This is a genomic window from Paenibacillus sp. GYB006, assembly GCF_036577645.1.
In the GTDB taxonomy this organism is placed as follows: domain Bacteria; phylum Bacillota; class Bacilli; order Paenibacillales; family Paenibacillaceae; genus Paenibacillus.
Genome location: NZ_JARBDA010000002.1, coordinates 514,217 through 540,709 on the forward strand (window position 1 = coordinate 514,217; position 26,493 = coordinate 540,709).

The 26,493-nt window shown below is 40.2% G+C and carries 20 protein-coding genes; 12 read left to right on the plus strand and 8 right to left on the minus strand.

Features of this window, described 5'->3' with window-relative positions:
* The first annotated feature begins 75 nt into the window (after positions 1–75).
* From PV403_RS07825 to PV403_RS07850, 6 genes are all read left to right on the plus strand, one after another.
* Positions 76–957 (plus strand): carbohydrate ABC transporter permease, encoded by an 882-nt coding sequence (locus PV403_RS07825; protein ID WP_213531694.1) that lies wholly within the window; start codon positions 76–78, stop codon positions 955–957.
* Complete coding sequence (locus PV403_RS07830; protein WP_285741938.1) at positions 957–1,790, plus strand: carbohydrate ABC transporter permease; 834 nt, start codon at positions 957–959, stop codon at positions 1,788–1,790. The genes PV403_RS07825 and PV403_RS07830 overlap by 1 nt, the downstream gene beginning before the upstream one ends.
* Positions 1,791–1,818: 28 nt before the next feature.
* Positions 1,819–2,841, plus strand: coding sequence for a glycoside hydrolase family 130 protein (locus PV403_RS07835; RefSeq protein WP_332084093.1), 1,023 nt, complete (start codon positions 1,819–1,821; stop codon positions 2,839–2,841).
* 172 nt (positions 2,842–3,013) lie between these two features.
* On the plus strand, positions 3,014–4,000 hold the full coding sequence (locus tag PV403_RS07840; protein ID WP_332084094.1) for a glycoside hydrolase family 5 protein: 987 nt from the start codon (positions 3,014–3,016) through the stop codon (positions 3,998–4,000).
* Between the two features lie 374 nt (positions 4,001–4,374).
* Positions 4,375–5,340: a glycoside hydrolase family 5 protein gene (locus PV403_RS07845; RefSeq protein WP_442951750.1), complete on the plus strand. Its 966-nt coding sequence runs from the start codon at positions 4,375–4,377 to the stop codon at positions 5,338–5,340.
* Between the two features lie 152 nt (positions 5,341–5,492).
* Positions 5,493–6,623: an NAD(P)/FAD-dependent oxidoreductase gene (locus tag PV403_RS07850; RefSeq protein WP_332084096.1), complete on the plus strand. Its 1,131-nt coding sequence runs from the start codon at positions 5,493–5,495 to the stop codon at positions 6,621–6,623.
* A gap of 56 nt (positions 6,624–6,679) precedes the next feature.
* Here PV403_RS07850 and PV403_RS07855 read toward each other — a convergent pair whose 3' ends face one another.
* The 5 genes from PV403_RS07855 to PV403_RS07875 form a co-directional block, all read right to left on the minus strand.
* Positions 6,680–8,053: a sigma-54 interaction domain-containing protein gene (locus PV403_RS07855; protein WP_442951742.1), complete on the minus strand. Its 1,374-nt coding sequence runs from the start codon at positions 8,051–8,053 to the stop codon at positions 6,680–6,682.
* 151 nt (positions 8,054–8,204) lie between these two features.
* Positions 8,205–9,167, minus strand: coding sequence for a DUF561 domain-containing protein (locus PV403_RS07860; protein WP_213531707.1), 963 nt, complete (start codon positions 9,165–9,167; stop codon positions 8,205–8,207).
* 70 nt (positions 9,168–9,237) lie between these two features.
* Positions 9,238–10,491: an L-lactate MFS transporter gene (locus PV403_RS07865; protein ID WP_332084098.1), complete on the minus strand. Its 1,254-nt coding sequence runs from the start codon at positions 10,489–10,491 to the stop codon at positions 9,238–9,240.
* 24 nt (positions 10,492–10,515) lie between these two features.
* Positions 10,516–12,087: an acyl CoA:acetate/3-ketoacid CoA transferase gene (locus PV403_RS07870; protein ID WP_332084099.1), complete on the minus strand. Its 1,572-nt coding sequence runs from the start codon at positions 12,085–12,087 to the stop codon at positions 10,516–10,518.
* A gap of 719 nt (positions 12,088–12,806) precedes the next feature.
* Positions 12,807–13,808 carry a cation diffusion facilitator family transporter gene (locus PV403_RS07875; protein ID WP_332084100.1) on the minus strand — a complete coding sequence of 334 codons (1,002 nt, stop codon included), beginning with the start codon at positions 13,806–13,808 and terminating at the stop codon, positions 12,807–12,809.
* Between the two features lie 304 nt (positions 13,809–14,112).
* On the opposite strand from PV403_RS07875, the gene PV403_RS07880 reads away from it, so the two are divergent.
* Positions 14,113–18,549, plus strand: coding sequence for an endo-1,4-beta-xylanase (locus tag PV403_RS07880; RefSeq protein WP_332084101.1), 4,437 nt, complete (start codon positions 14,113–14,115; stop codon positions 18,547–18,549).
* A 265-nt stretch (positions 18,550–18,814) separates the two neighbouring features.
* Positions 18,815–20,014, plus strand: coding sequence for an MFS transporter (locus PV403_RS07885; protein WP_332084290.1), 1,200 nt, complete (start codon positions 18,815–18,817; stop codon positions 20,012–20,014).
* Positions 20,015–20,193: 179 nt separating this feature from the next.
* Here PV403_RS07885 and PV403_RS07890 read toward each other — a convergent pair whose 3' ends face one another.
* A complete protein-coding gene (locus PV403_RS07890; RefSeq protein WP_332084103.1) occupies positions 20,194–21,423 on the minus strand; it encodes a cytochrome P450 in 1,230 nt (409 codons plus the stop codon).
* A gap of 238 nt (positions 21,424–21,661) precedes the next feature.
* On the opposite strand from PV403_RS07890, the gene PV403_RS07895 reads away from it, so the two are divergent.
* Both PV403_RS07895 and PV403_RS07900 read left to right on the plus strand, forming a co-directional pair.
* Positions 21,662–22,174, plus strand: a complete 513-nt coding sequence (locus PV403_RS07895; protein WP_332084105.1) for a PadR family transcriptional regulator — start codon at positions 21,662–21,664, stop codon at positions 22,172–22,174.
* Positions 22,175–22,309: 135 nt separating this feature from the next.
* Positions 22,310–22,915 (plus strand): pentapeptide repeat-containing protein, encoded by a 606-nt coding sequence (locus tag PV403_RS07900; protein ID WP_332084106.1) that lies wholly within the window; start codon positions 22,310–22,312, stop codon positions 22,913–22,915.
* Between the two features lie 103 nt (positions 22,916–23,018).
* On the opposite strand, the gene PV403_RS07905 is transcribed toward PV403_RS07900, so the two are convergent.
* Positions 23,019–23,381, minus strand: coding sequence for a hypothetical protein (locus tag PV403_RS07905; protein ID WP_332084291.1), 363 nt, complete (start codon positions 23,379–23,381; stop codon positions 23,019–23,021).
* 108 nt (positions 23,382–23,489) lie between these two features.
* Positions 23,490–24,290 (minus strand): helix-turn-helix domain-containing protein, encoded by an 801-nt coding sequence (locus PV403_RS07910; protein WP_332084107.1) that lies wholly within the window; start codon positions 24,288–24,290, stop codon positions 23,490–23,492.
* Between the two features lie 133 nt (positions 24,291–24,423).
* Between PV403_RS07910 and PV403_RS07915 the strand changes: the two genes are divergently transcribed.
* Positions 24,424–25,233, plus strand: coding sequence for a phytanoyl-CoA dioxygenase family protein (locus tag PV403_RS07915; protein ID WP_332084108.1), 810 nt, complete (start codon positions 24,424–24,426; stop codon positions 25,231–25,233).
* 123 nt (positions 25,234–25,356) lie between these two features.
* Entirely contained in the window at positions 25,357–26,493 is a 1,137-nt protein-coding gene (locus PV403_RS07920; protein WP_332084109.1) for a glycoside hydrolase family 88/105 protein, read from the plus strand.

Below are 26,493 nucleotides of genomic sequence, written 5' to 3' on the forward strand. Positions count from 1 at the left end.
TTCAGAAGATCATCTAGGTCCGTGCGGATGATCTTCTGAAATTTCATAAAATGGCTGGATAAGTGGAGGTATGGCATGTTTAAATTATCTAATTTAAGTTACGCCAATCAGAGAAAATTAATAATACTGGCGTTCTCGTTAATTCCGATTATTCTATTAGTTACATTTGCTTACCTGCCCGTAGTTAATATGTTCAAATACAGTTTTACGAGCTGGAATGGTTACAGCAAAAACATGGAATATGTAGGTTTTAAAAACTATATTAACATTTTTACGAATCCTGAATATTTTGCCGTGTTTAAAGTAAGTTTGTATTACTTTGTAGCTACCTTTTTCCAAATGGGACTGGCTCTTTACTTTGCAACCATCTTAAGTTTTAAAGTTCGCTTTAAGAACTTCTTTAAAGGGGTTTTATTTTTTCCTTATATGTTGAATGGGGTTGCCATTGGTTTTATTTTTCTGTTCTTCTTTAGACCAGATGGAACCTTTGATACGTTACTGAATGCACTGGGACTCGGTGAGTATATTACGCTTTGGCTTGGTAATCCAGATGTAATTAACATTTCACTTGCAAGTGCTTCCGTATGGAGATATATGGGCTTTAACTTCATTATCTTCCTCGGGGCTATTTCCTCGATTGATAAAGATATTTATGAAGCAGCGGATATTGATGGTGCGAACAAATGGCATCAATTCAAACATATTATTATCCCGAGTATTAAACGAATCGTACAGCTGAATCTGATTCTTGCAATTAGCGGCGCGATCAGTGCTTTTGATATTCCGTACATTATGGTTGATGGAGCAAATGGCAGTAAAACGTTTGTTATTCAGACCATTGATATGGCGTTCAAATACGGGAAGTTTGGTCTTGCTTCAGCGATGGCAGTGGTGCTCTTATTTATCGTCATCATTGTTACCTTGTTGCAGCGCCTTGTCATTAAGGAGGATAACTGATGTTTACCCTTAAGAAATCAGTAGCGTCGGCTATTAAATATATATCGCTCATCGTGGGTTCTCTTGTCGCTATTGTACCGATCCTTGTTGTGTTTTTTGCTTCATTTAAAACAAAAGAAGAGTACGCAACGACGAGTCCGATTACACCACCGGCAGACTTTACAAACATAAGTAACTATGTAACTGCCTTTATTGATGGGAATATGCTTATCGGATTTATGAACACTTTTATCATTTTAATTATCTCCATTGTGGGTGCAACCTTAACTGGTTCTATGATTGCTTTTATCCTAAGCCGGTTTAAATTTAGAGGCAAAAAATTGCTTATGGGTGCTTTTCTGCTTGCAACACTGATTCCGAGTGTAACTACACAGGTAGCCACTTTCCAGATTATTAATGCTCTTGATCTTATGAATACAAGATGGGCAGCAATTGTCCTATATTTGGGGACTGATATCATTGCGGTTTATATTTTCTTACAATTCCTAGATACCATTTCGCAGGCACTAGATGAGTCGGCAATGCTTGATGGTGCGTCGTACTTTACGATTTATTGGAGAATTATATTGCCATTACTTATGCCGGCGATCGTCACTGTCATTATTGTAAAAGGTGTCAATATTTATAATGACTTCTATACACCTTTCCTATATATGCCGAAGACGGATTTACAAGTGATATCGACCGCATTATTTAAATTTAAGGGTCCTTATGGATCCCAATGGGAAGTAATCAGTGCAGGGATTATGATAGCGATTATTCCTACACTTATTATATTCATGAGCCTTCAAAAGTATATTTACAATGGTTTAACAAACGGTTCTGTTAAATAATATCAGAAAATGGAGAGGGGATTTTACAATGTCAAAAGTAAATATTATTGGACAAGCTTTGCCGAACATGCCATGGGAGAACAGACCAGAAGGGGTTACAACACCCGTATGGAGACACTCTGCAAACCCAATTATTGATCGTAATCCAGTGAAAGGAATTGCGCGAATTTTTAACAGTGCAGTCGTGCCTTTCGGAGATGGCTATATGGGTGTATTTCGTGCCGAAACAATAAACGGACGTCCTCATTTGCATTTAGGAAAAAGTAAAGATGGCTTGAAGTGGGAGATTGAAGAAGAAGCGATCGTGTTCACAGATGATAATGGTCAGCCTTATCGACCGAACTATGCTTATGATCCTCGCGTAGTAAAAGTAGAAGACACTTATTATATCATTTGGTGTACAGATTTTTACGGCGCTGCTTTGGGATTTGCAAAAACAGAGGACTTCAAAACATTTACTAGACTTGAAAATCCATTCTTACCTTTCAACCGTAACGGAGTTCTGTTTCCGAAGAAGAAAGACGGTAAATTCTTAATGTTGTCTAGACCAAGTGATAGCGGACATACTCCATTTGGTGATATTTTCCTTAGCGAAAGTCCTGATCTCGTATACTGGGGGAAACATCGTCACGTCATGAGTAAAGGCGGACAAGGATGGTGGCAATCTGTAAAGATTGGCGGCGGACCAGCACCTATTGAAACTTCAGAAGGTTGGCTGATGTTCTATCATGGTGTAACGGGTACTTGTAACGGTTTCGTATATAGCATGGGTGCCGTTATCCTTGATAAAGATGAGCCTTCAAAAGTGAAATATCGTTCCTCTACTTTTGTACTTACTCCTGAGACTTGGTATGAAGAGAGAGGATTTGTTAACAATGTAATCTTCCCTTGTGCCACTCTTCAAGATGCGGATACAGGCAGAATTGCCATCTATTACGGAGCTGCGGATTCCTATGTAGGCGTTGCTTATACCGATGTAAACGAAATTGTAGAATATATTAAAAATACGCATGAAGATATAGCAGACGATCATGAAATTGGCCTCATCTAATAATGGATGTTCTGTAATTAAAGCATTTTATCAACAAGAACTCTAGATTCAAGATGTGTGTTATACCTGTAGTTAATTCCATGCTTTCTATAGGAAGGCATGGAATTAATATATACAGAGATCTATCATAAATCCGGATTAGGCTAAATCTCTAAACTAAGTGGAGGTAATTATGCGTAATTTTAAAAGGTGTTTTATTTCAACACTCGCCGTATTATTTATATTTGGCGCATTTTCGTCGGCACTACCGAAAGCGGAAGCTGCAACTGGTTTTTATGTAAGCGGTACCACACTCTATGACTCTACGGGTAAACCATTCAAGATTCGCGGTGTTACTCATGCCCACTCTTGGTATAAGGAAGATTCAGCAGAGGCAATGAAAGCAATTGCGAAAACAGGGGCAAATACCGTACGTATTGTCCTGTCAGATGGAACGAAATATACAAAAGATGATGCAGCTGCAGTAAAACATCTGCTTGATTTAGCTGAACAAAACAAACTGATCGCGATCCTTGAAGTGCATGATGCAACAGGGAGTGACGAATATAGTGCGCTAGATAGTGCGGTAAACTATTGGATTGAACTGAAAGATGTTCTTGCAGGAAAAGAAGATCGGGTGCTTATTAACATTGCGAATGAATGGTATGGCACTTGGGACAGCACTGGATGGGCTGAAGGATATAAGAAGGCGGTTCCTAAACTGAGAGAAGCAGGAATGAATCACACCTTGATTATAGACTCGGCAGGATGGGGGCAATATCCGCAGTCAATCGTTGATAAAGGGAAAGAAGTATTTCAAAGCGATCCAAATAAAAATACGATGTTCTCGATTCATATGTACGAATACGCTGGAGGAACGGCGGAGCAGGTGAAATCTAATATTGATGGAGTTATGAATCAAGGGCTTGCGGTAATAGTAGGTGAATTTGGTAATAAACACACAGATGGTGATGTGGATGAGGTAACCATTATGAAGTATTCTGAGAAAAAGCAAATTGGCTGGATTGCTTGGTCTTGGAAAGGGAATGGCGAAGAATGGGCGTATCTGGATTTGTCTAAAGATTGGTCCGGAAATAGTCTGACAAAATGGGGAACGACCGTTGTACATGGTACTTATGGTTTGCAGATGACCAGCACAACGGCACCGGTTTTCAAGTAAGTACATTTTTATCCTTACCTAATTTGTAAATGTAATCGTAGATGGCTCCTAGTTGATCTGGGGTCATCTTTTTTATTTGATTTGGCAGGTTCAAAAATCCTCATATTCACGGACTTTGGAATCATTTTTGTAGGATGATCGAAAGAGATATCTTATACAAATAAAGAGCAAAAATAAGCAATACAGACCATTTACTGTAAGCGTTTTCCTCTGTAAAATTCAAGATAACTTAATCGATAAGGTTAGTTTTATGCATTATTTATTCCTCGTTGAATAAGTTAATTAAAGTTCTGTTTTCACTTATCTTGATTTTACTTCCATCTATAAGATGAGAATTAAAATAATAACAAATGGGAGGTAGTTATATGCTTCGAATGAAAAAAAGTTTGATCTCGATGTTGGCTGTTCTTACTGTATTTGCCTTTGGAGGAATCCCGAAAGCAGAAGCTGCAACTGGATTTTATGTAAGCGGAACCAAAATCTACGACTCTACGGGAAAACCTTTTGTCATGAGAGGGATTAACTATGCACATTCATGGTTTAAGTCTGATCTAAATGCGGCAATTCCAGCGATTGCAAATACGGGAGCAAATACCGTACGCATCGTATTATCGAATGGAAGTCAGTACACGAAAGATGATATCAATAGCGTGAAAAATATCATTTCTTTAGTATCACAACATAAAATGGTCGCTATTCTTGAAGTACATGATGCGACAGGAAAAGATGATTATGCATCACTGGAGCAGGCTGTGAACTACTGGATTAGCATCAGGGATGCTTTCATCGGAAAAGAAGACAGAGTCATGATTAACATTGCAAATGAATGGTATGGAAGCTGGAACGGCAGCGGATGGGCTGATGGATACAAGCAGGCGATTCCAAAGCTTCGTAATGCGGGTATCAAAAACACATTAATTGTGGATGCTGCAGGATGGGGTCAGTACCCGCAATCGATTGTCGACTATGGGCAAAGCGTATTTGCAGCGGACTCTCAGAAAAACACAGTGTTCTCCATTCATATGTATGAGTATGCTGGAAAAGATGCAGCGACCGTGAAGTCAAATATGGAGAATGTGATAAACAAAGGTCTACCACTGATCATTGGTGAATTTGGTGGATATCATCAAGGTGCAGATGTGGATGAAACCGCAATTATGAAGTATGGTCAAGAGAAAGGAATCGGCTGGCTGGCATGGTCTTGGCATGGAAACAGTGCCGATTTTAATTACTTAGATCTAGCAACAGGTCCAAATGGAAGTCTTACGAGCTGGGGGAACACCGTGGTTCATGGTACAAATGGAATTAAACAAACTTCGGTTAAAGCCGGTATCTTTTAATCGATTTATTGATGTTGATCGTTAGGTTCCATAAGAATAGAAATTATAGTTCTATAAGATTAAGAATATATTTTACTTTAACAAACCCGCCTTCTTTTTGGAGTGCGGGTTTGTTATCATGGATACAGGTTGTAAGGAAAGGAATGTAATACATGAAGAAGAAAGTCATTGTCATCGGTTCAGGAATTCTAGGAGCATCAACAGCTTACCAATTAGCAAAAAAAGGAGCAGAAGTCGTTATTATAGACCGCGGTGATAAAGGGCAAGCCACCGATGCTGCTGCCGGTATTATATGTCCATGGTTATCACAAAGGCGTAATCAAGATTGGTACCAGCTTGCCAAGGCAGGTGCAAGTTTTTATCCTAATCTAATTCAAGAGCTTGAAGCTGAAGGGGAAACGGATACTGGATATGCTAAAGTGGGTGCACTTAGTATCCATACAGATGTAGAAAAAATTGCGAAAATAGAGGAAAGAGCACATAAACGCAAACCAGATGCGCCGGAGATCGGCGAAATTACAAGACTTAATGAGAAAGAAACCCGTGAACGGTTTCCTCTATTAAAAGAAGATTACCATGCTGTACATATTAGCGGTGCGGCACGTGTTGACGGCCGTGCGCTGCGTGATGCACTGATCCGCTCGGCAGAGCGAAAAGGGGCGGTTTTCATTCATGGTGATGCAGTACTTAAGTATCATTCAAACCGAGTAACTGGGGTCACCATTGGAACCGAGAGCATTTCAGCTGATCAAGTGATCGTCTGTGCAGGTGCTTGGGCTGCATCTCTGCTGGCACCTCTAGGTATTTCTTTTCAAGTTAGTTATCAAAAAGCACAAATTATGCATCTGCAAGTTCCAGATGGTGAGAATACAAATGAGTGGCCTGTAATCATGCCGCCTTCGGATCAATATTTGCTTTCTTTTGATAATCAAAAGATGGTTATTGGAGCAACACACGAAAATGACATTGAAGGTTATGATACAAGGGTTACCGCAGGCGGGATGCATGAAGTACTTACAAAAGGGATGGAAGTGGCGCCAGGTTTAGCAAATAGCTCACTTCAAGAGGTTAGAGTTGGATTTCGCCCCTTTACACCGGGATTTTTGCCAGTGTTCGGTACGGTTCCAGAGTGGGAGGGGCTGTTAGCCGCGAATGGACTTGGTTCATCGGGTCTAACGATGGGGCCTTACATTGGAAGTCAGTTAGCTAAATTAGCACTCGGGATGCCACTTGATATGGATCTTCATCCCTATGATCTACGAAAAGCAATGGAAGGGAACTAAATATGAAAAAGGAGATCTAGATACTTGCATACTTTTATCCAGATCTCTTTTCGTTATCAATGTTCGTTTTCCAGATTCTCTTCCATTTTTTTGAGCTTTCGATAGATAACAGAACGATGAATACCTAATTTCTGAGCAGCTTCACTTATGTTACCCTGGCAGGAATCAAGCACTTTTTCAATATATCGTCCTTCTGTGATCGTTGTGAAATCTTTTAGTGAATGAAAATGAGTCTGATTGTTGTTAATGAAATGATCGAGGGCAAACCAGTCTGTAACGATTTCATTCATGTTTTTAAAAGGCAGATTATTGATAACGATTAATCGTTCAACGTAATTACGTAATTCCCGCACATTTCCCGGCCAACTAAGCGATAACATGTGCTGAAATTCATCTGCACTTAATGAAAAATGTTTGTTGTATTTTTGATTGAATTCATCTATAAACCTAGAGACGAGACCCACGATATCTAATTTACGATCACGAAGAGGAGGAATATGAATAGGGATGACGTTAATTCGGTAAAAGAGATCTTGTCTAAATTTTCCCTGCTTCACGAGTTTCCAAAGGTCACAGTTCGTAGCGGCAATGAAACGACAATCAACCTTAATATTTTCAATTCCTCCGACTCTTCGAAGTTCATTCGTCTCAATGACCCGAAGTAATTTTGTCTGCATATCTAGAGGCATCTCTGACAGCTCATCAAGAAATAGGATCCCTTGGTGAGCTGTTTCAATAAGTCCTATTTTCCCTTTTGACTTACTGTCATAGACACCATCTTCATAGCCGAACATTTCATATTCAAATAAGGAACTCGGAATGGCAGCACAGTTTAAAGTGACAAAAGGACCATTAGAACGATTGCTTTTTTGGTGTATATAATTAGCAATCACTTCTTTACCTGTTCCCGATTCCCCTGTGATTAGAATTTTACTATCGTAAGGAGCGATTTGGTCACATACTTTAATAATCTGTTTCATGGCAATACTTTCAGCCACAATATCAGGTGGAGATATGGAATTATCCAACTCATTAATAATAGAAGCTTCAATTTTCTCAGCTTCTAGTTTACTTTCTTCAATAGGACATTCATTAGATGTCGTTACTACAAGCTGAATTTCTCCATCTGGCTCAAGGATCGGAATGGAAGTAGATAGAATACTAAACCCTCGGTTGGTATTGATTTTTTTCGTAACCCTTTTTTTTGTTCTAATCGCTTCCATCGTAATCGAATAATCGTAGTATCCCGCACTCACAAGATCCATGACGTTAGATCTTAAAATCTCTTCAAGTGGTATTCCAAGTGTAATTGCTGTAAATTCATTAGAAATTAAAATATTCCCTAAACGATCTGTTACGAAGAGGGTAGAAGGAAGATCATTCTGCTCATGCGATTTTCCTGAAATCTCTGTGTTTGTCATAAGTGTCATTCCTTTATCAGCAAACCAAGTTTATTTCATTAATAAGAAGTACATCTCTATTATAGGGGAGTTTAAACCATTCTAAACAAACGATATGAAAAGGAACATATCATAGAAAAGCCTGGACATTCAGGATGAATATCCAGGCTAAAGTGTGATATTAAGCAAATGTTAACTCGCGTACCTCATGGAATTTAATTTTTCCAAGTTTTTCAAATACTTGTTCAGCTTCTGCAAACATGGAAGTAATCATTTCCTCTACCGTTGTGATTTCGTTGCACAATCCGCAAATCTGACCAGCCATGACAGAACCATTATCTGTGTCTCCTTCGAAAACAGCTCTACGCAGGGAGCCAAGAGATAATTTTTCTAATTCATCTCGGCTTGCTTTTGCATCTTCAAGTTCCAGGTATTTCGCAATCATACTATTCTTAATACTGCGAACTGGTCCGCCGATACTACGGCCTGTTACTGTTGTGCTTGTATCTGTAGCTTCAAGTACTGCTTTTTTAAAGTTCTCGTGAGTTGGGCATTCAACAGTTGTTAAGAAACGAGTACCTACTTGTACACCTTGAGCACCTAAAGCAAAGGCAGCTGCAACACCGCGGCCGTCAGCAATACCGCCAGCACCGATTACAGGGATAGACACAGCGCTCACAACTTGAGGAAGAAGAGCCATTGTAGTCGTTTCGCCAACATGTCCGCCAGCTTCTGTTCCCTCAGCAACGACAGCGTCAACTCCTAAAGCTTCCATTTTCTTTGCAATTTTTACGGAAGGGACTACAGGAATAACAATAATATTGTTTTCTTTAAATGTTTGCATGTATGGAGCCGGAGTTCCCGCACCAGTCGTTACAATTTTAACACCTTCTTCAATAACGACTTGAATAAGTTCTGGGATGTTGTGCATCATGAGCATTAGGTTCACGGCAAACGGTTTATCTGTAATTTCACGAGTTTTACGAATTTCTTCACGAAGACGATCAGCGGATAATCCGCCAGAACCGATAATACCTAGCCCGCCTGCATTAGATACAGCACCTGCAAGAGGAGCAAGTGCAATTTGTGCCATAGCACCTTGGAAGATCGGGTATTTAATTCCTAGAAGTTTTGTAATAGACATGTGTAATTCCTCCTAAAGATAATGAAGTGTTTTTTAATTTTTTTTGATTCATTATTTAATTATTTATTTGTTATTCTGCTGCTTCCATTGACATCTGTTTGGATGTTGAATTTTGTTTATTCTTTTTATCCATTGCGTTATAGACGAATGTTAACAGTAGACCAACTAGAGAAATAACGAGTGCGATGTAAAATGCGTTAGTGAAATTTCCATCATTCGCTGCAGCTACACTAGAAGCAATTCTTGGTCCAAAGAATGCAGCTCCAGAGTATCCGATGAAGACAACTCCGTAGTTCACACCATAATATTTCATACCGAACTTTTCGCCTACAATGGAAGGGAAGATACCCATGGTTCCACCAAAGCAAAGTCCGATACCCACAATAGCAATGACAAAGCCAGTAACTGTAGAAGACTGTGCAATAATAAACATCATGATTGAAATTACGAGATAGATCATCATAAGGCATTTAAATCTACCGATTTTATCGGAAACAGCACCCCAGAATACACGGCCCAAGCAATTGCTTAGACTGTACAAACTAACATAAAGTGCAGCTACTGCTGGAGTTAAACCAAACATCGTTTGACCAATTACAGAAGCATTGGAGGTTACCATCATTCCGGACAATGCACCAATCAAGAACATAGATGCAATGACATAGAATAATGGAGTTTTGATCATTTCCTTCCAGTTGAGGTTCACGCTGCTTTTTGCGCTTGAAGTGACTGGAGGAATCCAACCTTCCGGAATGTATCCTGCTGGTGCTGGCTTAACTAAGAAGCCGCAGCCTAGAATAATAACCAGGAAGGCAATACCCAGAGTAACCATTGCCATATTAACACCGCTGCTGCTAATTAGAGCATTCGCGATAGGAGAAATAATCACTGTACCGCCACCGTAACCAGCCGTTACGATACCAGCTGCAAGTCCGCGTTTATCTGGGAAAAGTTTCGCATTGTTACCAATCGTTGAAGCATATACAATACCTTGACCTATACCGGCGATTAAACCATATGTGATATAAAGCATCCATGGAGCGGTTGCTAGTCCGGATAGTAGGAACCCAAGACCAAACATCGTACCACCGATAAAAATAGCTTTCTTCGCTCCGCCTTTATCCACTAATTTACCGCCGAGAATCATTGGGACAGGAGAAATGGCAGCATTGATGGTAAATGCCATCATAATATCTCCCATCGAAGCATTAAATTTTTCGGATAATGGTAAAGCAAATATACTGAAGGCGTACACCGCACCTACACATAAATTAATGAGAGTAGAAGCCCACAAAATCGTCCATCGATTCAGTTTTGTTTGCATGATTTTGTCCCTTTCTAGAGATTATTAATTCTTGGATTGTTTAAAAAGAATGTTTTTTAATTCTCCCCATTGCTCTTGGAAGATACCAGGATCCATTTGTTTCAGATCAGGGGAGATAACAGGTTCAAATTCCATTTGATCTAGAATATGTTTTTGAAGATCAACACCTGGTGCAATTTCGGTCAGGGTCAATTTTCCGTTTAATAGTTCAAACACAGCACGTTCCGTTACATAGATAACAGGTTGGTTCGTTTGTGTCGCATAAGCACCGCTGAACGTGATTTGCTGAACTTGTTTAACAAATTTTTTGGATTTACCTTCTTTAATAATGTTCAGTTTTCCATCTTCCACACGGACGTCTAATCCTCCAGCAGTAAACGTTCCTGCAAAGACTAATTTTTTAGCGGACTGAGATATATTAATGAAACCGCCGCATCCAGCAACACGAGTTCCGAATTTACTTACGTTCACATTGCCGTCTCCATCGGTTTGAGCCAGACCAAGTACGGAGAGGTCAATTCCGCCGCCATCATAGAAATCAAATTGTGCATGATGATCGACAATGGCTTCACTGTTATATGCATGTCCAAAATCTTTCAGGCCTGCTGGTACACCGCCGATTGATCCTGCTTCGGTTGTAAGAATCAGCTGATCACTTACTCCTTCTTCCGCAGAAACGATAGATACATTGACAGGAATGCCGACACCAAGATTAAGAATAGTGTTAGGTTTTAACTCAGCAGCAGAGCGGCGAGCAATCACTTTACGCTCATCAAGCGGAAGTGCTTCAATGCTTTCCGTTGGTACTTTGATATGACCTGAGAATGCTGGGTTGTACTGCGTGTTTTCCGTTTGGAAGTGATTTTCAGGACTAGCAACAACGATGTGGTCAACTAGAATACCAGGAACCACAACATCTTTTGGACTTAGTGAGCCAGCCTTCGCAACCGATTCAACCTGAGCAATAACAATACCGCCCGAGTTACGTACCGCTTGAGCAATCGGAAGTACTTCCATATGGAGTCCTTCTTTTTCAAGGGTTAGATTTCCGTTTTCATCTGCTACTGTGCCTCGAATGAGAGCAACTTGAATAGGGAAGGATTTATAGAATAACCACTCTTCGCCTTCAAGTTCGATTACTTTTACGATATCTTCTTTTGTTGAGGGAGACATTTTGGCACCTTCGATTCGTGGATCAACAAATGTGCCAAGTCCTACTTTTGTAATAACACCAGGACGTTTTGCTGCAATTTCACGATAGAGCTGAGTAATAACGCCTTGTGGCAGGTTGTAAGCTTCACATTTATCTTCTTCAATCAGTTTTGCCATAGCAGGTGAAGCAATAGCAATGCCGCCAATCCATCGTTTGATCAAGCCTTCATGACCTAGATGACTCATTCCTTTGTCACGGCGATCACCGACTGCACTTGCATGAATTACGGTCAAATTTTTTGGATGACCTGTTTCAAGAAATCGTTTTTCGATCGCAATACCCATTTCTTCAGCCCAGCAGGACAATCCAAAACCACTTGCTGCCACTGTATCGCCATCATTAATCAGCTTTGCAGCTTCCATTGCAGTAATAACTTTTGACATTAGGACACACCCCTTATTATCTTAATCCAATATTTGTATAGTGAAAGGATTCACATGTAATCGCAAATATCTGTATTCATTTTCTTAAGTCAGACACAAATGTTTGTGAATACTTTCACTTGTATCTTAGTGCAAGTCTTTTTTTTCGTCAATTGAAGGGAAGATGGCATTATGATCCGGAAATTGTGTAGATAAATTGCTACAAAAAATGGGCTATTTTCTGATTTTGAGCAGTGAGTATGTACTCTATAAATAAGAGAAACAAGAAAAAATGAGATGAAATAGTGAAAATCGGTGTAGCTTTTCAGCTTTAATTTTTTGGCTGATTATAATAAAAAAGGCTGTTACTATTCCATTCTAAATGGAGATGGGTATGAGATTTATAAGGATTTTTTGATGCTAAAGTGAGTTAAATCATAGAAATGAATATCTAATTTCTGAGCAATCTCTAAACGAAGCTGATGTGGTAATAGATAAAATGAGAGTATAAATCATAGTTTGAACAGTTTATGAATTACACAGAGAATATTCATTTGCAGGAATCAAGACAGAAATTTCGCATTTTTCGTTTTCTTGCGACAACATATTTTGGCTTAATGCAGGAACGAGACGGAGATACGCTAACTGTTGTGCTTGTAGGTTATGAGCGCATCATAGCGGGAGAAAACGTAAAAAGAGCCATACTTTTCGTAAGCATGACTCTTTTCTTATACATCATTTTATTTTACGATTTCAGAATCCTTTTTAATCCAACTCGTAATTCCATCATCTTCAATAATAGAAATGACTGCATCAGCGATGTCTGGATTTTGCATGAGTTTCTCCTGGATCCGGAACTTGACATCATCAGCATCTGCCAGCGTCAGTCCTTTATGAAGTTCAATTAATCCTTCCACATGGTAATAACGTCCTTCCTGAAGGATGCGCATCATTTGGATATCTGCCACATGTGTATCTGCAAAAATCGTCTGAGACACCTTATCTTCGATATCTTGAGGGGCAGCAACCCCGATCAGCCCAATCATATTGTCATATCCGACCCGGAAAGCAACGGCAATCATCAAACAACCAATGAGCGTGGTCACGATTCCATCTAAGAGTGCAAAGTTAGTGAGCGCAATGACGACGACAGAGATTAAGGCAAGGAGCGCACCTAACACTGCAACCACGTCTTCATAAAATACAAGTCTTGTTGGGGGGGCAGCTCGCCCCACATTTTTGATAGCAGCCGGAACAAGAGCAAATCCTTTCGCCTCAGGAGCCCGTGATTCTTTGAGAATTTCCTTCATTGCTTTAATTAAAATGGTACCATCAATGAGAATATTCAGTACCAGCACAGATATATTAATCCAAAGACCACCTGAATGACCGGCAGGATGCTGCAATAAATGAATTCCTTCATGAATCGTCTCATAGGCCATAATCGTAACGACAATAACAGCTATCATACAGAAAATGTTGATTACACGTCCAAATCCAGTAGGGAATCGATCTGTTGGCTTTTTCTCAGATAATACGCTTCCGACAAAGACAAATCCCTGATTGATCGCGTCTGCGAGCGAATGCATGGCTGAGGCAAACATGGCACCGCTGCCGCTGAATATAAATGCTCCTCCTTTACATAGAGCAAGCACTGCATTCCCCGCCATAGCGATGGCGGACGAAGTATTTCCTTTCTTTACGAGCGAAATAAAACTTTCCGATTTCGGTTGTTCAATCACTTTTTCTTTTCCTCCTAGAGACAGTTGTAATAAATGTTTTGCAAATAAGATTCGCTTGCTTGTTATCTATGTTTTTCCATGTAACTGAATTATAACTTTTTTACCCATTTTAGGTTGAAGTAAAAAGCGCTGTGAAACTTTTATTTTTTATTTAGGTTTTTCAGTAACATCTATGATTTTTACAGTAAGATCTATAGTTTGTCAGGTTTTCGTCAACCAGGATACCCGTCATAATAGACAGGAAGCGTCACAAAGTGATTTGAAAGCGTTTGCTTTGTGGTGTAATCATAAGGGAGGGAACGTAATGAGGAGTAAAATATCAAGTGTATTAGCTTTCATCATGTGCATAACCATCATGGCACCACAAGGCTTATGGCTTCCCAAAGCAGATGCTGCTGCAGTCGGTGATACGGTTGTAAGCAGTGATTTTGAGTCAGGAGCTGACGGGTGGTTCAAGCGCGGTTCTGAAACCGTTACACAAAGTACGTATGATGCTCAGAGCGGCAACGGAAGTTTGCTGACAACGGGGCGTACAGCGACATGGAATGGACCAGGGATGAATGTAACAGAAAAACTGGTAAAGGGTGCTACCTATGAGTTCTCAATCTATGCCAAATTAAAAGAAAAAGGTTCAGCTACTATTGAATTGACACTGAACCAATCTGGGTTGCCAGAAAATGACCCAGTTACTTATGTCAAAATCGACTCTAATACCGTAACAGAAGCTGATTGGGTCCATCTGGAAGGACAGCTTCAAGTTGATAAGCGTGCGAGCGGATATCAAGTGTATGTACAATCTACCGACAATGCAACGGTTGATTATTACATCGATACGTTCTCTGCTAAACTTGTCAAACTGCCAGAAGACTCTGAGCCAGCATTACCGGGTGATGGGGAAATTGACCAACCAGGTAATTTATTCGATTTTGAAGACGGCCAAGGTGAATGGATTCGTCGCTTTGGAGATGGGCAGATCAGTGTTACTGATCTAGATAATCATACGGCAGGCGGTTCTAAAAGCTTGTTGACTACGATTTCTGAGCAGTATGATGGACCTCTTCTCGAGGTACTAAAAAATATGAATCCAAACGATAAATACGACTTATCCGCATGGGTGAAAATGGCACCTGATTCAAAGCCGACGACACTTCGTATATCGGTTCAATCAGGCAAAGAAAGCTTTTCAAATGTGTCCTCAGACGTACTTGTCACATCAGGAGAGTGGATACAGTTGAAAGGTACATATACTGTACCTGCGGCACCGGAAGTACTTAACGTTTATGTTGAATCAGCAGAAAAGCCTGCTGAGGCAAGATCGTTTTACCTAGATGATTTTCAGATATCATTAAGTGCTCCTGCATCAGGTCAAACGCCGTTGCCAATTCAAACTGACATTGACGCACTCAAAACGGTTTATGAAAAATACTTCGATATTGGGGCAGCAGTGGAACCTCCTCGATTGAGTGGAAATATTCAGCAGCTTCTTGATTTTCACTATAATTCCGTTGTTGCTGAGAACTCAATGAAACCGCAGTCCCTGAGTCCGTCCGAAGGGAAATGGAACTTCTCGTCAGCGGATATAATTGCACAGTATGCAAAGGACAATAATCTAAATTTGCGGCTACATACTCTTGCGTGGCACTCACAGGCTGCAGAGTGGATGTTTAAGGATGCAAATGGCGTAGCTCTTGAAGCAACGGAAGCGAATAAGCAACTCGTTCTGGATAGACTAACGAATTATATACAAGTTGTGCTTCGCCACTTTAAGGATATGGGAGTTACAATCCATGACATTGATGTAGTTAATGAAGTCATTGACGAAGGTCAGCCGGACGGTATGCGCAGAAGTGAATGGTACCGGTTAACTGGGATTGACTTTATTAGAACTGCATTCAAGGTAGCGAGAGAAGAACTTCCAAATGCGAAGCTGTACATCAATGACTATAATACACATAGTCCCAAAAAACGCGATTTCATGTACGATCTTGCTGTGAAACTTAGAGACGAAGGTGTACCTATCGATGGAGTCGGTCACCAAACACATATTAATATCAGCGGTCCTTCCACCCAGCAAATCTCAGATTCGATTCGAAAATTCGGTGAAGCAGGTTTTGATAATCAATTAACAGAGGTTGACGTATCTGTATATACCAATAATACGACGAGCTATGATACGATTCCTGAGAACTTGCTCGTATCGCAAGGGTACCGATACAAAGAATTATTCAAAGAGTTGATACGCCTAGATGATCTTGGAAGAACAGATAAGAACCCTGAAGGTTGGATCAGCAATGTGACACTCTGGGGCATAGCAGATGATTTTACCTGGCTTCATAACCGTCCAATCGATCGCCAGGATGCACCTTTTCCATTTGACAAGCAACATCAAATTAAATATGCATACTGGGGAATGGTTGAAGCGGTAAAAACAATATTCCCTTCCAAACTTCCTGTCTCCGGAAAAGCGGCTTCCGCAGCGCAAGGTACACCAAAAGCAGGGGATCCTCAAGATATTGCCTGGGGTACAATTCCGGCTATGAAAACGGAAAGTCTTGGTACACTTGAAGCAGATGTAAAATTGTTGTGGGACGCGCTTCATTTATATGTTCGAGTGGCAGTGAAAGATAACACGAAAGACTCTACAGATAAGATTGAACTGTTTACGGATGAGGGTGGTAACAATAAACGGACATTTACACGCGATGACTCATCAGTAACTGAAGTAGAAGGTGGATACGTATTAACAACAGCAATTCCACTGGAAGGAAAACTCGGAGATAAAGTCAAATTCGATGTAAGAGTAACTGACCTTGGTGTTAACGATGGCTCTGAACAGGGCGGGAATGGCATGATCGTATCATGGAGTGACCCGCGAAATGCGCAGGAGTATGATACACAAGGATACGGGGTACTCACTTATATTGAAGCAACGAAAATCGGAACTGCTATCAAAGGCACACCTATCATTGATGGTGAACTGGATGCAGTTTGGGCGAATGTACCTGTGTATAAAACGGATGTGAAAGTTGAGCAGACAGGCAGTGGAGCAGCCAAAGCAGATTTCCGCACGATGTGGGATGATGAAAACTTATACGTATATGCAATGGTCACAGACAGCGTATTAAGCGATGCTATTAAAGAAAGTGCTCATGAACAAGATTCCATTGAAATTTTTGTGGATCAGAATAATGGAAAGACAACAGCATATCAAGATGATGATGGTCAGTATCGTATTAATTTCAAAAATGTGAGAACGACCGCAGGGCATGCATCGGAAGATAATTTCACTTCGCAGACTAAAATTGTTCCAGGAGGGTATGTTGTCGAAGCAGCAATATCACTGGATAAGATTAAAGTGACTCCAAATACAGTAATTGGTTTTGATCTACAGGTAAATGACGATCAGGACGGGGGTTCCAGGGATAGTGTATTCATATGGAATGATCCTACGGGTCTATCTTATACGAATACATCGAGGTTCGGTGTTCTTCAGTTCAAGGATAAGGAGACTGCTCCAAATCCGAATCCAAATCCAACACCAAATCCATCACCGAGTCCAGCGCCAAGTCCGTCACCAAACACCAATCAAAATACAAATGAGTCAGCTACAATACAGGTGAGCAAGGATGCAAATGGTCATGCTACCGCAAAAGTAAGCAATGCAGCTTTCACTGAAGCGTTGAAGAAAGTAAAAGCAGGCCGAATCTTGTTCGAAATTCCGTTACCAAGCGGTACAACAAAGGTGAATGTGAAACTGCCAGTTGACCAGATTAAGACAGCTAAGGCATCTGGTGTCAAGGAATTAGAAATCAATGCGGGTCTAGCTAAATTAGTTGTGCCGAGCACTTTCATTCCTGACTCGGCGGATACGACCGATGCAGAATTCAGCATCGAAAAAGTGGACAACAATTCATTAACGGATGCAGTTCGCAGTAAAGTCGGAAACAATCCTGTGCTCGACTTCCAATTAACCATTGGCGGAAAGCAAATCAGTAATGCAGGCAAAAACCAAAAGATTCAAATCGCAATTCCTTATACTTCAAAAGATAATGAGAAAAAGGAACAAGTGGTCGTGTACTCCATAAACGGCAACGACAGCTTGCAGATTATTAACAACGGACACTATAATCCAGCTACCTCTATGGTAGAGTTTCGTGTTAATGACTTCAGTAAATTCACAATGGGACATGTAAATGTGAACTTCACTGATTTAAATCAAACGGAGTGGGCGAAAAAAAGCATTTCTGCGTTAGCAGCTCGTCATATCGTGAAAGGTGCAACGGATCAATCGTTTTTACCTCGAAAAGAAGTTACACGTGCTGAATTCGTACAAATGCTGATCAGTACACTTAACCTGGAAGCTGCGAATACAGAAGTAAACTTCAGTGACGTAGAGAAGGGGCAATGGTATTCTGAAGCGATTACAGCAGCATATCAAGCAGGAATCGTTCAGGGTAAGAAGAATGGAACCTTTGGCGTCCATGATAAAATTACTCGTGAAGATATGGCAGTAATGACGCTTAGAGCATTAAAGGCGACTGAATTCACGGGGATCATGAACAACCAAGGATCAACTTTTGCAGATCATTCAGCAATTTCGGATTATGCCAAGGAAGCGGTAGCAACGATGAAGCAAGCAGGCATCATCAGCGGTATGCCAAATGGCAAATTCCTGCCTAAGGCTACAGCGATCCGGGCAGAAGCAGCGGTGATTTTGCATCAATTACTAAGTTTGAACTAATATAATGTAAAAGGGACGTTGTTAACTATTTAGCTGTGAGCTGAATAGGAAGCAGCGTCCTTCTTTTATGCAGCTCACTTCACGAAGAGCTTAAATTTAACTTTTTCAATCTATGCTAGTTCTATATTCTTATATACCAAACTTAAAATATTATATTTATAAAGTGATTTTCTCGATATAGTATAATGATATGTTCATATATAGGGATAAGGAGACGTACATAACAGTGAAAAAAAGTACAGGGAAAATCAACAAAATTTATGCTATGCAGCTTGCTACCATATTTATCGGTTTTATCATTTTTGGTTTCTCAGAAAATAGTAAAGGACCTGCGATTCCGCGAATTCAATTCGATTTTATGTTAAATGAGTCTCAGCTGGGTACCTTATTATCGCTTAATGCGTTAGGTTATTTGCTTGCTTGTTCTTTTACAGCTTACCTGACAAGAATATGGGGAATCAAACGGGTGACGGTTATATCCTTTGCTTCTATGGCTCTCTCGGGTATACTCATTTTTTTCTCGCAGCATTATGCCATGTTTTCAGCTTCATATTTCTTAATGTATATCGGTAACGGGATGCTGGAGATCGGGCTAGCCATACTGGGGGCTCGTATTTTTGTTAAGAACACGGGCACGATGATGAATTTAACTCACGGTTTCTATGGTCTGAGTTCAACGGTAGCCCCGCTTATTGCAACTGGTCTAATGAAGGTTACCATTAACGGTTATACACTGGACTGGCGTGGAATGTATCTGGTTATGCTGTTATTATCTATTATTCCTATTGTTTTCGCGTTATTTAGTTCTTTTCCTGGCGATGATATTTCAAGGGAAGACCGTGTTTCTCTTAAAACGCTAATTAAAGATCCTGTTTTATGGCTCATGGTGCTTATCCTATCCTTTGGTGTTGTATCCGAGTTGGCTGTAGGAGGCTGGCTCGTTAACTTTTTAGAAAAAGCTTACGATTGGGATACCGTTGCCGCATCGGGAATGCTCTCTGCCTTCTTCTTATGTTTTTCACTTGCAAGACTATTACTTGGACCGTTAACAGATAAAATAGGTTTTACATTATCCTTAACTATTTTTTCGGGGATCTCTGCGGTTTGTACGTTTATTGCTATTTTTGGCGGGGAAGAACTAGCCTTTTTCTTTGCCGCTGCTGGAATAGGGATTGCTATGATTTATCCAACGGTAATGGCATTTATTGCTAGGAGATATCCTAATGGGAGTGACACGGCCATAACTTTTACGGTAACGCTTATGGGAGTCGGCAGTGTCATAGGTAATTATCTAATCGGGTTAGTTATCGAAATAACAAAAGGTATTTTCGGAGCAGATACTCAGCTAGGGCTGTATCGCGGACTCCAAGCTGGATATGGATTTATCGGTTTATGTGCAGCTTTGTGCATGGTAACCGGAATAGTTTTATATATTTATTTAGGTAAAAGGAAAGAGATCATTTGAGTTAAAGATAGGTTCTACATACATCTATTCAAAACGAAAGTTATCATGAAAAAACAACCTTAGTCCAGTTGAGTGCCGAACTAAGGTTGCTTTTGATGTTTTTTAATATAAAGATCTGTTAACTTACTTCAAAAATTGGCTGCCTTATACATAGAGAGAGTTACTCATCAGAGAGAGATTTATTTATACACACGAACAGGCAGGGAGATTAAGGTTTGCCCTGTCGCTGCAGGCGTTAAATTTTGTTCAAGCACAAAGTCTGATACGGGTTCAATTCGCGAGAATTTATCCATGAATAACCCGATCCCTATATTCGCTTCAAGCCGGGCGAGAGGAGCACCCAAGCAAAAATGTGGTCCATTGCCGAAAGTTAAATGCTGTTTGTTGTTGGAACGGTGAATGTCTAAAGCAAACGGGTTGCTAAATACTTCTTCATCCATGTTCGCTGCGCTCATCCAAGCAACAACCACATCTCCTTTCTTTAAGGGAACACCTAGCAAGTCATTATCCTGTTTGACAGTCCGGTCCATTTTCGCAATGTTAAACCGGAAACGGAGCATTTCTTCTACCGTGTTAGGCAGCAGTTCGCGGTTTAATCGGACCTCTTGGTATATTTGATCATTGTCATATAGAAAAGAGTAAAATGTGTTTGCTAATAAATGACTCGTTGTTTCGATGCCGGCACCGAGAATAAACATCGTCATTCTTACAATCTCGTCATCCGTTAGACGTTCCCCGTCTACTTCAGCTTGGATCAGATCCGATATGATGTCGTCCGCTAGATTTGATCGTTTCTGTACAATATAAGGGAAGAGATAATTATAGTATTCCTTGGCAGCTTCACGTTTTAATTCATTCACCTTTTCCGCATTCTCTTTTGGAATGGGAAGGAATAAATCGTATACCCAGTTTTGGAATAACTCACGGTCTTTGGAAGGGACACCTAGCAGGTCGGCAATCACTATGGTAGGAAGTGCGCTGGCAAAATCTTTAACAATATCAATGACTTCATTTTCTTCTATATCACTGAGAAGCCCATTCACAATTTCATGAATCCGCGGCTCCCATAATTTTAAACTGCGCGGAGTAAAAGCAGCAGAAAGTAAAGAACGGCTCTTTCTGTGTTCAGGAGGATCGGACATTAGATTCACTTTTCCCATATGTTTTCCTTCATCGTTATCTGCTCCAACGCTAATGGTTGTACGCGTTCTAACACTAGAGAAATGTTCATAATCACTAAGCACTTTTTTTACATCTTTATACCGATATACATTCCAGGTATTCGTTGCTTCATTAAAGCTTACCGGTTCATTTTCTAGTTTGTTCTTATACCATTCGTATGGGTTAAATTCTTCACTAGGTGATTCAAATTGAGTAATTTCCTCTAAGGAGATGATTTCATTTTTCATGTCGTATCCTCCTCTGTTTTTTGAATTCGATGTTATGTTCCTTACTGGCAAGTTATGTTAAGTTAACATATGTTATTTTAACATATGAGAGTAAATTGGTGATACATCCCAACGACCCATGGCTTAAAGTCTAGTACCTATTAAAAATATGTCGAATTCTGATTGAATTAAGACTAGCGGTTATTTCGATAACAAGGCATAATTCAGATACAACAGTAATTATGAAAGGGAAGTATTCATGTATATCGAACTACTTATATTAATGCAGATTGAAATATCTCCGAAATATGGATACGAGATCAAAAAAGAAATACAGAATGATTTAGGATATTTAACGGATGTCAATCACAATATGCTATATCCGACGTTGCGGCGTTTTACAGAGCAAGGTTTTGTTACGAAGAAGATTAATGAACAAAATGGGAGACCCAACCAATATGTATATGAAATTACGGATTCTGGTCGAAGCAAGATTACTGATTTAATAAATGCTTTTTCAGATAAAGAGTCAAAGCATCAAATTGAGTTTTTGATCAGGGTATCTCTTTTTCAGCGAATTTCGAAAGAAAACCAGCTTCGAATCTTGAATATGAGAAAAAAAGATCTGGAATTACTTGAAGCAGATCTTACGAAATGGCAAAAGAAACATGTTCGTGATATGTACAGGTATGAAGTGTTACAACTATCCATCGCTCAGGTGAGAGGCGAGATGAAATGGATACAAGAGCTGATTCGTAAGGCGGGGGAGTAGAAGGAGTCAACTTTTCTGTCCTCTTTTTATAATATGTAAATGAAAATAAAATTCTTGACATTTACTCTGAGTGGTACAGGTGCTTGACAGCCGTTTGTTATACTATAACTACTACCCATTCATAGGAGGCATCATATGTTTCAACATAGTAATCAACATTACGAAGAAGTTAATTTTAGTACTCAAGATCTGCGGTATGGAGAACTCATCAGCTGTACATTTTATCGTTGTTCATTCATGAACGGTTCATTAGAAGAGATCACGTCCAGCAACTGCCGATTTATGGAGTGTGATTTTCGTGGAGCATCTCTGGACGGTTCCATTCATAAAGAAAGTGCATTTGAGAATTGCAACTTTAAAGGAGCTAATCTTTATGTTTCGAAATTTGAACAATGTAAAATGACGGGCTCCGATTTATCAGATGCAGATATTGATGGCATCACGATCGTCGAAGGGGATTGGTCATATACGAATCTAAGACATTCCAGGCTGGTTAAACAGGACCTGCGAGGAATTAAGTTTTATGAAGCTGATTTGTCAGGTGCTAATCTGGAAAAAGCCGATTTAAGAAATAGTGATTTAACAATGGCCGTATTAGCGAAAGCAAATATGCAGGGGGCTGATCTAAGAGGAGCTGCGATGCAAGGCGTGGATTTCAAAACGCTGAGCATTGCAGGCGTGCGAATGGACACGGATCAGGCGGTATTGTTTACACTTTCTCATGGAGCAAAGATGGACTAACGAGCGGAACTAGAGAAAATAAACGATAACATCGGTATAATGCTGGTGTTTTTGTCTTTTTTAAATCTACTGTTTATTTTACGATAAAATAAGTAAGAACCGTTTACATAAGACGGTTCTCCAAAGATTCGATTGCAAGTAGTAGTGCAGTTAAGCGACGTTCATTTAATGTTTTTTGAGAACTGCCTTCTTTTGCTTTTGCTATTTGTTTTTCAATAGAGGGAAGGATACCTTGCAGGACTTCTTTAGAAGTCATTATGATCTCTTCGTTATAGTTAAAACTCTGCTCATTCCAAACCCTTTTTAAGCTTTCTAAACCAATCTTCACTGCGTTTAGTCTCTTTTTGACAAGAGTGGTGCTTGAACCTTTTTCTGTCATGGTGTTATAAGCGTTAGTAAGTTTATTCATCGTTGACTCCAAGGATGTTATGGATAAATCCTGGGTTTCTTTGCTAATCGTATTTATATCCATATTTATATTCATATACAAACCACACTTTCCGTTTTTTAATAATCCAACTTCCTTTACCCCGTTGCTAAACGCTTTGCTCTCAACTTGGCAATCTCCGAATACTTATCCTTTATCTTTTCTAAACTTTGCTGGGCTTACCCCTACCATTCTACGAAAGAGATGGGCAAAATGATTATAGTTATTAAATCCTACATCATGTGCTGCTTCGGTTGCCGTTCTCCCCATATGTTCCATATAGATGGCAGCCTGCTTGATTCTCATTCGATTCACATGTTCAATAATACTTTCTCCTATTTCTTCTTTAAAAAGATGGGACAGTCTTGAAGAAGATAAGCCGGCTGCATCTGCTAAATCTTGAATTCGTATCTCGTTATTCATAGAGTGAGACAGGTTTTGCAAAGTAAGGATAATTCGCGGGTCGTGCTTTCTATGTAATTGCTTTGCGAGCAGCAAGATAATCTCCCGAATTGTATTTTCACATAAAGCATACCAATAATCTGATCGCTCTCTTGCATGGTAGAGGATATGTTCCAATCCATCGATAACTCGCTTTTGTGTATATCCCTCCGCGATAGGTACAATAAGAAACTCCTCTTGAGGCAAATAACTTATTTCCATAAGTTTATGAAAATGAACCCAGATAAAGTTCCAGCGACTGCCTTTCACTGTACCATATTCATGAGGAGTGTCGGCACGTAGTAGTCCAAGTTCTCCTGCATGGATATGTTTACACCCCTCGGGTGTATGGAAATATCCTTCCCCTTCGATTGTGTATACCATGAGCCAGTCTCCCATTCCCTTGGGACGACTATGACTATATGTGTCGTCTTCATTAAAATGTCCGCTCAGAATATCGCCGTAACTTGTAGCTGTATAATTCACAGTTTGATATTGAGGAGCCATGTACTGTCCTCCTAATTCCAGACGTTAGCAGAATCCATGCAGTTTATAGCAAGAATCCTACTTCTTATCTATTATGGATTCATGTAAGCTGTTGTCAACCGATGAGGTATGTTTAAAAAGGAGATGAGTAATCATGAACAAACGGTTGAAAACGCTATCCCCCGATCAGTGGAATCTGTTTCAAAAGGAAGGGTATATCATCGTAAAAGGGTTGTTTAGTGAGGAAGATCTGTGCCGGATTGATGATACATTTGATGAGATCAGTAATGTAACTATTCCAGGTTATTTCGAACCTGATTTGGAGACTGTTTCAGGCGATCCACTAAAACGTTACCCAAGGGTCATGCATCCGCACCGTTTCAATGAAACGGCCAAATCCTATATGTTACATAAACCGGTACTTAATGTACTTGAAGATCTCTATGGTGAAGAAGCGTTAGCTGCACAAAGTATGTTCTATTATAAGCCACCCGGCTCCCGAGGTCAGGCACTGCATCAAGACAATTTTTATTTGCAGGTAGAGCCTGGCAACTGTATAGCAGCTTGGACTGCCATTGATCCTGCTATGCTTGAGAATGGTGGACTACTTGTAGTCCCTCAAACTAGCGAGCATGACATCGTATGTCCGGAAGAGGCGGACTCCAAAGAGTCTTTTACGACGCACTATGTGAAACCGCCAAAGGATGCAGCAGCCATACCCGCAATTATGGATCGCGGAGATGTATTGTTCTTTAATGGAAATCTCATTCACGGTTCGTACCGAAATAAAACCAAAGATCAATTCCGCCGCGCTTTTATATGTCACTATGCGAATGCATCCGCCACTCATATCAGTAATCATTATCGTCCTCTATTTCGTGCAGACGGTTCTGCTATTGATCTGGAGATAAATCCGGATGGGGGACCTTGTGGTGTAGAGTTCGATAATGTTTATCCTCATTAATTATGTGCACTATAAATAGGATTATAACGGATAATTGTATATCAATTGCCGAATGTAAACGCTATAATATGATCTAAGTTTATTGCCTTTTATGGATAATTATGGTGGAGAGGCGGGGATAGAATGGTCCTGATTCAATCAGAGTATGAGTGGGCAACAAAGGTGGCTGGTTCCATTATGGAACGAACACCTAAGCTGTATGCGGGTGAAGGTTATAATGGAAAATGGTCGTATGATTACGGTGTAATATTAAAAGGGTTCGCGAAGCTTTGGAAAGTTACTGGTGAGGCTCCATATTTTCAGTATATTCGGGACAATATGGACCACTTTATTCAAGATGATGGTACGATCCGAGGGTACCGCCAGGAAGAATATAATATAGATCATATTAATAATGGTAAGCTTCTGTTTGTACTGTATAGTGAGACAGGTGAGGAAAAATATAAACAGGCTGCTAGTCTTCTTCGCGATCAGCTTCGCAGTCATCCGCGCACTTCGGAAGGCGCTTTTTGGCATAAACAAGTATACCCACATCAGATCTGGCTGGATGGGCTTTATATGGGGGCGCCTTTTTACTTAGAGTATTTGCTGAATTTTGAACCAGATGGGGATATCGAAGATGTAACCCGGCAATTTATTGTTTGTGAACGACATACCAAAGACGAGCAGACGGGACTCTTATTCCATGCTTGGGACGAGAAACGGGAACAGCCGTGGGCAGATCCAGTAACGGGTTTGTCACCGAATTTTTGGGGAAGGTCACTTGGATGGTATGTGATGGCTTTAGTAGATGTCCTGGAACTTTTGCCAGCAAATCACCAAGATCGGGGGGAGCTTATTCGGATCTTAAACGACACACTAACTGCTCTTCGTAAGGTGCAAGATCCACATACGGGAGTATGGTATCAAGTCGTGAATGAAATCTCACGCAAAGGAAACTACTTGGAAGCTTCCGCTTCGAGTATGATTGTGTACGCCATAGCGAAAGGACTTCGTCTGAATTTGCTCTCTTCGGAATGGTTAGACGTACTAGATCAAGCATATGCTGGTCTTATTGCTGAATTTATTCTGGAGACAAAAGAAGGCTGGGTAAACCTGAATAAAAATTGTCAGGTTGCAGGACTTGGCGGCAATTCCCGCCGAGATGGAACTTATGCTTACTATATCAGTGAACCGATCATAACGAATGATCAAAAGGGACTGGGAGCATTTTTGCAGGCAAGTACTGAATATGAGAATCTGAACCGGTCCGCACTCTAA

Excerpts from the sequence above, each read along its gene's own strand:
- PV403_RS07825 (WP_213531694.1), top strand. The coding sequence starts at position 76 with ATGTTTAAATTATCTAATTTAAGTTACGCCAATCAGAGAAAATTAATA.
- PV403_RS07830 (WP_285741938.1), top strand. The coding sequence starts at position 957 with ATGTTTACCCTTAAGAAATCAGTAGCGTCGGCTATTAAATATATATCG.
- PV403_RS07835 (WP_332084093.1), top strand. The coding sequence starts at position 1,819 with ATGTCAAAAGTAAATATTATTGGACAAGCTTTGCCGAACATGCCATGG.
- PV403_RS07840 (WP_332084094.1), top strand. The coding sequence starts at position 3,014 with ATGCGTAATTTTAAAAGGTGTTTTATTTCAACACTCGCCGTATTATTT.
- PV403_RS07845 (WP_442951750.1), top strand. The coding sequence starts at position 4,375 with ATGAAAAAAAGTTTGATCTCGATGTTGGCTGTTCTTACTGTATTTGCC.
- PV403_RS07850 (WP_332084096.1), top strand. The coding sequence starts at position 5,493 with ATGAAGAAGAAAGTCATTGTCATCGGTTCAGGAATTCTAGGAGCATCA.
- PV403_RS07855 (WP_442951742.1), bottom strand. The coding sequence starts at position 8,053 with ATGACACTTATGACAAACACAGAGATTTCAGGAAAATCGCATGAGCAG.
- PV403_RS07860 (WP_213531707.1), bottom strand. The coding sequence starts at position 9,167 with ATGTCTATTACAAAACTTCTAGGAATTAAATACCCGATCTTCCAAGGT.
- PV403_RS07865 (WP_332084098.1), bottom strand. The coding sequence starts at position 10,491 with ATGCAAACAAAACTGAATCGATGGACGATTTTGTGGGCTTCTACTCTC.
- PV403_RS07870 (WP_332084099.1), bottom strand. The coding sequence starts at position 12,087 with ATGTCAAAAGTTATTACTGCAATGGAAGCTGCAAAGCTGATTAATGAT.
- PV403_RS07880 (WP_332084101.1), top strand. The coding sequence starts at position 14,113 with ATGAGGAGTAAAATATCAAGTGTATTAGCTTTCATCATGTGCATAACC.
- PV403_RS07885 (WP_332084290.1), top strand. The coding sequence starts at position 18,815 with ATGCAGCTTGCTACCATATTTATCGGTTTTATCATTTTTGGTTTCTCA.
- PV403_RS07890 (WP_332084103.1), bottom strand. The coding sequence starts at position 21,423 with ATGAAAAATGAAATCATCTCCTTAGAGGAAATTACTCAATTTGAATCA.
- PV403_RS07895 (WP_332084105.1), top strand. The coding sequence starts at position 21,662 with ATGTATATCGAACTACTTATATTAATGCAGATTGAAATATCTCCGAAA.
- PV403_RS07900 (WP_332084106.1), top strand. The coding sequence starts at position 22,310 with ATGTTTCAACATAGTAATCAACATTACGAAGAAGTTAATTTTAGTACT.
- PV403_RS07910 (WP_332084107.1), bottom strand. The coding sequence starts at position 24,290 with ATGGCTCCTCAATATCAAACTGTGAATTATACAGCTACAAGTTACGGC.
- PV403_RS07915 (WP_332084108.1), top strand. The coding sequence starts at position 24,424 with ATGAACAAACGGTTGAAAACGCTATCCCCCGATCAGTGGAATCTGTTT.
- PV403_RS07920 (WP_332084109.1), top strand. The coding sequence starts at position 25,357 with ATGGTCCTGATTCAATCAGAGTATGAGTGGGCAACAAAGGTGGCTGGT.